Origin of the sequence: Pontibacillus salicampi, from assembly GCF_042434395.1 — a bacterium.
Classification (GTDB): Bacteria; Bacillota; Bacilli; order Bacillales; family BH030062; genus Pontibacillus; species Pontibacillus salicampi.
Map to the genome: position 1 here is coordinate 1 of NZ_JBHLTP010000006.1, position 1,274 is coordinate 1,274.

Genomic DNA, 1,274 nt, shown 5'->3' on the forward strand with positions numbered 1-1,274 from the left:
TTCGTCCTGAGCCAGGATCAAACTCTCCATAAGAGTTCGCCTAACATCATGTGAACATGATTACTGGCTAATGTTAAAAAATTAACAGGTTGTTTACAAGTTGTTTTGTTCAGTTTTCAAAGATCAATAACTTAATTGGTGGAGCCTAGCGGGATCGAACCGCTGACCTCCTGCGTGCAAAGCAGGCGCTCTCCCATCTGAGCTAAGGCCCCGTTAGTAAAATGGTCGGGAAGACAGGATTCGAACCTGCGACCCCATGGTCCCAAACCATGTGCTCTACCAAGCTGAGCTACTTCCCGTATATGGTGCGCCCGAGAGGAGTCGAACCCCTAACCTTCTGATCCGTAGTCAGACGCTCTATCCAATTGAGCTACGGGCGCAAAAACTATGATAAAAATGGTACCGAGGGCCGGACTCGAACCGGCACGGTAGAAGACCTACCGCAGGATTTTAAGTCCTGTGCGTCTGCCAATTCCGCCACCCCGGCAGGACTTATATATGGAGCGGAAGACGGGATTCGAACCCGCGACCCCCACCTTGGCAAGGTGGTGTTCTACCACTGAACTACTTCCGCAAACTATGGTGCGGGTGGAGGGACTTGAACCCCCACGTCAAGAGACACTAGATCCTAAATCTAGCGCGTCTGCCAATTCCGCCACACCCGCATAGTTTTATTAAATTGTAAATGGTGAGCCATGGAGGATTCGAACCTCCGACCCTCTGATTAAAAGTCAGATGCTCTACCAACTGAGCTAATGGCTCTCAAGATAAAATGATGATGGTGCCGACCGAGGGACTCGAACCCCCAACCTACTGATTACAAGTCAGTTGCTCTGCCAGTTGAGCCAGGTCGGCATAAATGGTGGAGGATACTGGGCTCGAACCAGTGACCCCTTGCTTGTAAGGCAAGTGCTCTCCCAACTGAGCTAATCCTCCAGGATATGTAAGCCTGGCGACGTCCTACTCTTGCGGGGGAAAACCCCGACTACCATCGGCGCTGAAGAGCTTAACTGCTGTGTTCGGCATGGGAACAGGTGTGACCTCTTCGCTTAAGTCACCAGACTATTTTAAAGCCTTCTTTTTTCAAGGACAAAATATATTATATTGTTCTTGAAAAGAAAAGTCAAGGCGTTTTTGAAAGTTTTTATACCTTCAAAACTAGATAAGAATCATATACAAAGTCTCGCAAGAATGCGTCATCCAGCTCCGGCTCCTAGGGGCGTATGCCCCTAGGCAGTCGCCTGCGCTTTTGCTTTAGTTAAGTCCTCGATCTA

Annotated in this window: 9 tRNA genes and 1 rRNA gene; all 10 read right to left on the reverse strand. The window is 49.1% G+C overall.

Annotation, left to right across the window (positions count from 1 at the left end):
- Nucleotides 1-136: 136 nt before the first annotated feature.
- Nucleotides 137-212: transfer RNA gene (locus ACFFGV_RS08800), tRNA-Ala, on the reverse strand.
- Between the two features lie 10 nt (nucleotides 213-222).
- A tRNA-Pro gene (locus tag ACFFGV_RS08805) sits at nucleotides 223-299 on the reverse strand.
- Between the two features lie 4 nt (nucleotides 300-303).
- Nucleotides 304-380: transfer RNA gene (locus ACFFGV_RS08810), tRNA-Arg, on the reverse strand.
- A 17-nt stretch (nucleotides 381-397) separates the two neighbouring features.
- Nucleotides 398-487, reverse strand: a tRNA-Leu gene (locus tag ACFFGV_RS08815).
- 12 nt (nucleotides 488-499) lie between these two features.
- Nucleotides 500-574, reverse strand: a tRNA-Gly gene (locus ACFFGV_RS08820).
- 6 nt (nucleotides 575-580) lie between these two features.
- Nucleotides 581-665: transfer RNA gene (locus ACFFGV_RS08825), tRNA-Leu, on the reverse strand.
- 21 nt (nucleotides 666-686) lie between these two features.
- Nucleotides 687-762 (reverse strand) — tRNA-Lys (locus ACFFGV_RS08830).
- Nucleotides 763-779: 17 nt separating this feature from the next.
- A tRNA-Thr gene (locus ACFFGV_RS08835) sits at nucleotides 780-855 on the reverse strand.
- Nucleotides 856-860: 5 nt separating this feature from the next.
- Nucleotides 861-936, reverse strand: a tRNA-Val gene (locus tag ACFFGV_RS08840).
- An 11-nt stretch (nucleotides 937-947) separates the two neighbouring features.
- A 5S ribosomal RNA gene (gene rrf / locus ACFFGV_RS08845) occupies nucleotides 948-1,062 on the reverse strand.
- Nucleotides 1,063-1,274 lie beyond the last annotated feature (212 nt).